The 1,272-nt window shown below is 50.7% G+C and carries 1 protein-coding gene; it reads right to left on the minus strand.

Annotated elements, in window-relative coordinates:
* Positions 1–1,239 (minus strand): N-6 DNA methylase (locus D1841_RS17355; protein WP_371722152.1); only part of this gene is annotated, 1,239 nt, incomplete at its 3' end.
* Between the last annotated feature and the right edge of the window lie 33 nt (positions 1,240–1,272).

The following is a 1,272-nucleotide window of genomic DNA, read 5'->3' on the forward strand; positions in this document are numbered from 1 at the left end:
CTTGCGCTCAAGGTTCTGTTCCTCATCAAGAATCTCCAATGCGGAGAGAAGCGAAAACGAGCTGTCCTGCGAAAAGGCAGAGACATTGGCACGGGAATTGATTAGCCCGTACTTTGCTGTGAAGCGGTCATATAGCTCGTTCAGCTTCTTTTGAGCCGCCTGTATCTGGTCATCTGGGAACCCCTCAGTTTGGATTTCAAGCAGATTTCTTACGGTATCCCGTATGCGGATCATGCCCTTAATGCGGTTCTCTGCTGTTGCCGACACCTCCACAGGGGTCATGCGGGAGTTTTCTCGGTAGTAGATTTTATCGTCCAGTATGGTGTAGGAAAAGTTGCGGACAGTAGGATCAGCGGGGATTGAATTGTCCTCATCGCCAAGCTCATCGTCCAGCTCATACTCTGTGATTTCACCATGAATATTGGCAACCGCTTCATCAAGCAAACTGCCAAGGTCGCTGCCCTCAAAGGGAACGACGGTCATTTCCTCGCCGAAGCGACCGGACACCATTTTGACCTCTCCGAGAATCATCTCTGGGTGCTGGACGAAATAGGAGTTCATCTTTATGCCGTTCTCGTCCGTATCCAGATGCACCCAATCCGGTTCAAGATCAATCAGTCGATCTCTCTTTTGCAAAATGAGAATATCGGACACAACCTCTGTACCGGCATTGCCCTTGAAGGTATTGTTGGGCAATCGGATAGCGCCGAGAAGGTCAGCCCTCTGTGCGATATACTTTCGCACAGAGCTATTCTCTTTGTCCATTGTCCCCTTGCTCGTCACCAAAGCCATCACTCCGCCGGGACGGAGTTTATCAAGTGATTTCGCAAAGAAGTAATCGTGGATTAGGAAGTGGTGCTTGTCGTATCTCTTATCTGCAACACTAAAGTCGCCAAAAGGCACATTGCCCACAACAGCGTCAAAGAAGCTGTCAGGGATATTTGCCTCTTCAAAGGGCTGGGCAGCGATAGAGGTGCGCTGGTAAAGCTGCTGAGCGATTGCAGCCGAAATGGTGTCGATTTCAACGCCGTACATCTTCGCCTGCTGCATTTCCGGCGGCAGCATACCGATGAAGTTGCCGATGCCGCAGGAGGGTTCGAGAATGTTCCCCTCTCGAAAGCCCATGCGCTCCATCACCTTGTAAATGCCCTGAATGACCTCCGGTGGGGTGTAGAACGCTGTCAGAACACTCTCCCTTGCCGAGTTATACTCATCGGGTGTCAGAATGTCCTTTAGCATCGCATATTCTGTATGCCAAGAATCTGCACCCTC

It is taken from the genome of Neglectibacter sp. X4 (assembly GCF_009917365.1).
GTDB lineage: Bacteria > Bacillota > Clostridia > Oscillospirales > Acutalibacteraceae > Acutalibacter.